Genomic DNA, 6141 nt, shown 5'->3' on the forward strand with positions numbered 1-6141 from the left:
ATGTAGATGACGGGTTGGAGGCGTTGCTATGGGCTTTTCCATTTTTGCCAGCAATCTTGCCCAACAATTGCTAGGCACGCCAAAACGAGTGATCTGGTTTGACTTGCCGTAGTGGATTTCGCCAGCAATCCTTTTGGGAACGGAAATTCCGGCGAACTCCTACTGCGCAGGCTATTGTGCGTACTCTATGGCTATTCCTGCTGAACCGCTTGGGTAAGTGTCCAGGCGAGAACCGGGTGAAATCTGGCTAGGTCGGCATCTCTGCTTTTGTTGTTTTCCGAACACGAAGCGGACGTGATTCGGGCATCAGAATCCCTTGCTGGAAAACAACGGTGAGCCTCGCGTGGTGAGGACAGCGCTACCTGCTTTGTCTTCATTTAGGTGATTTTTTATGTAGGCGAGTCTCCGAGACGCGCACCAACCGCGACTCGATCATGCTATCAGTCTCCAAAAGACGGACCTAAATGAGCGATGTGCTGAGGCACCAGGGGACCAGTCTCGCCCGGTCGCTTACGCGTCTCGGCTCACTAATCGGCAAGCCGCTACGCCGGATTCTCGCAAATTAACAGCTCGGTAGCGTTTTTGGTTGTCCACGAGATTGCGACAGCCGAAAGTCTCAGACGTTCGACCGGGGAACGCGGATGGGGTAGCCAACGCCAAAGCGTGAATAATTTCCACGGAATTCTGCGTATTGGTTGACCAAGGCTCTTTTATCAGATCGTGTTTGATAGCAGGACCGCAACTGGGTTCTGGGCGTTCCTCAAAACTTTTGCGTTGGGCGGTTTGACGCACCATTTCCGAATAATCGGATTTTTCTCACGTATTCACTTGCTGTCCCCCCGGTCGGCTGTTAGTATTCACCCCATGGCTCCCATTCGCTTTCTCGCCGTCATTACCATTCTGATTGGTGCAACCTGCGCCAATGCGGGTGTGATTGTGCAGCATGAAGGGGGAGTTGCCGTTTCACCAAGCTCCAATTCAAAGAGTGAGTTGTCAGATTGGGTTGTCTCATCGAACGACGATTCAACGAACCATTATTTTGTGAACAGCGACGGAGACGACGATCTAGGCGGTGTTGCCGCAACTGTCGTTCAATCGGGAGGACATGCTTTGTCGTGCTCCTGCCTCGTTGATTTAGCGATGCCAAAGTTGTCGGGAACGCTTGCGTTTGCTAATTCAGTCCTACCTGACTGTCCGCTCTCGGACGGGATTTTGAAACCTTCTTAGTGTGATGAAACTCAACAGTTTCTTTTCACATTACAGTTTTTGGTTTTAAAATAAGGTAGAAGAATGTTACGTAAACTTTTATGCGTTGCTGCGTTGGCAGTGTTTGCGGTGCCGGCGCAGGCTGGTCTCCTTGGTTCACTGATAGACTCCGACGGTTTTCCCGACACTTGGGTTGATGAAAGTGTCTCATTCGTGCTGGATGAAGATGGCAGTGGATCGATCTCAGATGGGGATATTATCGCCGGTTTCTTGCGTCTCGGCGAAATTCCCTCTGGCAATGTTCTAGGGGCCAATCAGCATGTCATTGCGCACTTTGGATTTGAAGTCACCGGTACGTCGACTCTGTTTCCTGGTAGCGGAATCATCGACTATGAGCTTGGAGCTATCGTTAACGCGGCGGTTACCGAAGCCGGCGTTGGCGAGAAAGGGGCGACGCTCAATGGAACGGGCTTGCTAGACGGTGTGACAATGATTGAGATCTACTCGGGGGTTGATTCTACTAATCCGTTGTCGAAAAACTACGCGGACGCATTGGCTGAATTGGCCGGTGCGAACTATACGTTGGAAGGTACCCTTGGTTTTGGCAGTTCGGATGACTTCCTGTTTGCGAGAACCGATTTTGGTACAGACGCTGACTCGAGTGGCGAGGTTGACTTTTCCGAGCTGCCTACGGGTGCAAATAGAAGGTTTGCTGTTGAAGATGGCGGCTTCAGTGTCCTAACGCAACCAGGACTAGCAGGTGTCATTTTCTTGCCAACCCAAGAAGGTGTACGTGGCAACTTTCACCAGGTAACTCTGGAAGGAACATTGAAGTCAGCACAGAGCACGACGCCGAGTGATTACTTAATCACGGACGCGACTAGCTTAAATGTCAACCCTGTTCCTGAGCCAGCTTCATTGGCAGTTTGGGGCGTGTTGCTCGGTGCTGCTGGTGCCGCTCGGCGTCGCCGCAATAAGAAGGCATAGCTTTCTGGCTACTCTGTAAGAACAATTTTGGAACCGTCGCAGCACTAAGTTGCGGCGGTTCTTTTATTGCACTGGGCAAGAAGATGCTCGGCTGGCTGGCATGATTCGCTTCTTTGTTCCGAGATGAATCCCCATGCTGGCTAGGCGATACTCCGAAATATCTTCGAGTCGGACGGGTGGCGTTTTCCAAGGACTTCCTGCCCGTTGGAACACGTCATTCTGGCCCACAGGCAAGCCAAACAAGAATTGAGCAAACGGAAGACCTCGAGGGACGATTTGTATCCAGTTGCGGTGACTATCGGCCGGAACGGTTGAGGCGAGCTCATCCGGCGTCCAGGCCGCGTGCATTGAGTCCTGGAACTGATCATAGAAATCTTTCAGCCCAAGATCGGCGTATTCGCTACCAACTAATTTCACGTATCTTTCTGTGAGTTCACGCGTGCGAAGACGAACGAGGTCCATTACCACGATGTGGCCGTCGGGTTTGGTTACACGCTCCATTTCGTTCAATGATTTTGAGACCACGTCCAGCGACGGTAGGTGATGGATCGCGTCCATCATCGTGCACAGGTCAAAGGTGGAGTCTTGGAACTTCAGCTGTGTGGCATCGCCTTGTTGGAATCGAACGCTTCCGATCTCCTGACTGCGTGCATTTGCTGAGGCCGTTTCGATCATCGTTTTTGAGAGATCGATTCCGGTCAGTTCGTCAATCTCCAGGTCACGCGCCATATTGATGGACAGATGACCGGGCCCACATGCAATATCGAGTGCGCTGCTGATGGAACGCAGACGTGTGCGGTAGATCGCCTCTGTCGCAACTGCGTATGAAATCGCAAGCTTGGTTTTCATCACTTGGTCATACTCGGACACGCTGTTTTGCTTGTCCGTGACGACTTGATGGTCTGGTTCTGGTGTTCGATTGAGGATCTGCGGGCCGAGACTCTGGTTGATCACCAAGGGAATGAGCTGAAGTGCGGAAGGCATGTCTCGGATTCTTTGTTGAAAGTAATTACTCAGGGGCCAATTTTCAATTGGCGGGGAATGCGGGGGAGTAGGTACCGCACGGGCAGTTTGTTGGGGTATCAGATGATGCCGTTGCGGGCGCACACCGTTTTGAGGAATCGACGTTTAAGCTTTTGGATGGGACCTCGATTGCCAAACCTTAGTTTTCCTTGCACGAATTTCATTTGGTGAGTGTCAAATTGCTGGTAGTGCGGCGCAGCGAGGATTTTTCCCTTGCCCGTGACGATCTTGGTCAGTTCAGCTGTGGCAACTCCGCTAGCTAGCTGACACGCCAATCCGAGCGACGGCGCCGCACCGGATTTAAGGTCGACTTTGGAGATGTCCATGTACGATGTCTGTGTCGCCTTAGGGGTGAGGCCAACAGCGAAGGCAAGCAGCTGATCTACTTTGCTCATGTCATCGTTCAGGTCAAAGTATTCGTCGAAGCTCATTCCGTCGGGATCGAAAACGAGCCAAGCGGTGCTGAATCCAACTGGGCCGGCTGTGATCGCCCAAATCCCGCGTCGACGCGCTTCACGAAAAATCATGCGTCTCGCTTCGATCGAGAAGAAGTCCACGCCGTCGATCAAGACGTCGGCTTCGGACAGAAATTGATCGACATTGTCTTGCGTCACACGATCGGATATCACGCTGAGGTCAAGATCTGGATTGATCGCCCTCGCGTTCGCCGCCATCGTTTGTGCCTTGCGCGCGCCCACGGACTGGAGTTTGGCTCCGTACTGGCGATTGAAGTTGGCGACGCTGAATTCATCGCGATCGGCGATACTGAAAGCTCCGACACCGAGTCTAGCGAGCGTCACCAAGTGCACGCCTCCCACGCCGCCCATCCCGGGAATCGCCACGCGACACTCTCGCAGTTTTTGTTGGTCCTCTTTGGAGATCAAGCCAGTGTTGCGGCCGAAGGCTTCTTCGTACGTCCAGCCGGTAGGGTGACCGTTTGTCGGAACCACAACTGGCACGGGTGACGCGTGCGGTGACGCGAAAACGTCTAGGGAATGCGTTGACATGGATGGATCACTTGGTTGGATTTGCCAGGAAAGTCACTTCTTCTGCAGTCCGTCGCAGGGAACGCGTGTTGGTGCTGTGTTTGGTGTTGCCAATTCGAAATGCCATCTGCAGGAATCCTTCCGTGGAGGGAAGTAAAGCATCCGCCTTCGCGCGGACACGGTCCACAGTTGGCTGCAGTTCGCGTGGCATGGATTCGTTGGCGAGAAAGATTGGCAAGCTACCTAGCGGCTGAAACGCCAGATTCATTTTTGTCGCTTGCAGCCAAATTCGCTGCAGGGCACGTCCGCCGGCAATCATGGATTCGGGCGTTCGATCTTTCACGAAGACAAACCCGATCGCACCGCTGCAACGCACCAGACGGATAGATGGAAGTGACAGGAGGCTCGCCATTCCGAGTTGGTTCAGGAAGGCCATCGTTCTCCAAGGGCGCAGTAGTCGCAGTACACATTTGGCTCCAGGTGGTAAGCCGAGCGTGCGATAGTCCAACCCATCGCGTGTTTGTTCGGCATGGTTTCGGGTCAAACGCAACTGGCGATGCAACTCTTCGTGGAAGTCGCGATACCGAAATCGGAGGCTGTCGGACAACGCGATCATCGAAGCGACCTTTCGGATTCGGGCAGGTTCGTTTTCCCAATGTAGATGGATCTGCGGGTCACAAATCGCAGCCGAAGAAATTTGGGCGAGCTGGTCAGACGGAATGATTGCTGACGAGAAAGGCGTTCGCGTTGTGCAGCGGCTTGCGATGAAGTCGGCTAGGCCATGTTCGCTGTTTTCCGCTGTTTGGTCGGTGAATTCGATTGTCGCGACGTGTCGAATAGGCTCATCTGCTTGCGAGAACGAGTCATTGTTTGCATCAGCGAGACGAACACGTGCCCCTTGAGAAATGCGGGCAAGGCTCAGGCAGATGTTCTCGATGACCGCTCCGAGTGAAAGCAGATCAAACATGCCGTCGACATCGGACGGCAGTCGCCTCCTCAAATCGCAGTAAACATCAATTCCGCTGTTGGACGTACTAAACTTCCATGGTTGATTGTTGTCGGCAGAAGGAGCGGAGCAGGCAGCTTCGATCAGGGATTTGAATACGTCTGAATCGATTTCCTTGCAGAAACTTCCGCACTCGAATTCGGACGAGATCAGTGGGAATGTGTCGCAATGTATCGAGTTCGTGCTTATTGAAGATGAAAACATGAGAAAAACATCGCAATTTCGGTAAGGTGGGTTCCGAACCCGAAACGCTACAACACAATGCAGCATGTTGCTTTAATATCGGCCTGATAACCTAATCCGATTGAGTAGACTCAACGCAACAGGTCCAAATTTTGCGATTGTCGCGATTCGGACGATTCTGAGTGGCCCAAAAGGTCGTCTGATGTTGACCATTCAAGTCTTAGCTACGTTAGCGGCCATACTTCACGAGATCGAACCTCCTTCTCAATGTTTCATTTTGCGTGCCATTACACCAAGAGATGAGTGACACTTGATTGTGATGAAATCGAATTCTGCGTCGATTGAGGATGCACCCCTGGTGATGCACGTGCGAGTCGTCAGCGGCACGGGCGGCGGGCCGGATAAAACGATATTAAACTCTCCTCGGTTTTTGAACGAATTGGGATATCGGTCCGTCTGTGTTTATTTGCGTGATCCACGTGACAATGGGTTTTCGGTGATCAGCAAACGTGCGGCGGTCCGCAGCGCGCCGCTGGAAGCGGTCGATGATTTTGGCATCACGGATTTCAAGATCGTTACGCGACTTCGCGAGTTAATCGAGCGTTATCAACCTGCGATCTGGCACGGACACGACTACAAAAGCAATCTGCTTGGACTGATGCTCGGCCGCAAACATCCGATGCAGATGGTCACGACCGTTCACGGCTGGGTTCAAAAGACGTGGAAGACGCCACTTTACTACTTTATCGG

At 52.5% G+C, this 6141-nt stretch carries 5 protein-coding genes; 2 read left to right on the top strand and 3 right to left on the bottom strand.

What is annotated here, in order from left to right; all coding sequences use genetic code 11:
* The first annotated feature begins 1290 nt into the window (after positions 1-1290).
* Positions 1291-2193 (top strand): hypothetical protein, encoded by a 903-nt coding sequence (locus RSSM_RS24115; protein WP_008685673.1) that lies wholly within the window; start codon positions 1291-1293, stop codon positions 2191-2193.
* A 63-nt stretch (positions 2194-2256) separates the two neighbouring features.
* Here the strand turns inward: RSSM_RS24115 and RSSM_RS31930 are convergent, their stop codons facing one another.
* The 3 genes from RSSM_RS31930 to RSSM_RS24130 form a co-directional block, all read right to left on the bottom strand.
* Positions 2257-3177 carry a class I SAM-dependent methyltransferase gene (locus RSSM_RS31930; RefSeq protein ID WP_008685676.1) on the bottom strand — a complete coding sequence of 307 codons (921 nt, stop codon included), beginning with the start codon at positions 3175-3177 and terminating at the stop codon, positions 2257-2259.
* Between the two features lie 98 nt (positions 3178-3275).
* Entirely contained in the window at positions 3276-4223 is a 948-nt protein-coding gene (locus RSSM_RS24125; RefSeq protein ID WP_008685679.1) for a ThiF family adenylyltransferase, read from the bottom strand.
* Between the two features lie 7 nt (positions 4224-4230).
* Positions 4231-5169 (bottom strand): hypothetical protein, encoded by a 939-nt coding sequence (locus tag RSSM_RS24130; RefSeq protein WP_144060084.1) that lies wholly within the window; start codon positions 5167-5169, stop codon positions 4231-4233.
* A gap of 541 nt (positions 5170-5710) precedes the next feature.
* On the opposite strand from RSSM_RS24130, the gene RSSM_RS24135 reads away from it, so the two are divergent.
* Positions 5711-6141, top strand: a 431-nt coding sequence (locus RSSM_RS24135) for a glycosyltransferase (protein ID WP_044303510.1), incomplete at its 3' end; no start/stop codon positions are given.

It is taken from the genome of Aporhodopirellula sallentina SM41 (assembly GCF_000346505.1).
Lineage (GTDB): Bacteria > Planctomycetota > Planctomycetia > Pirellulales > Pirellulaceae > Rhodopirellula > Rhodopirellula sallentina.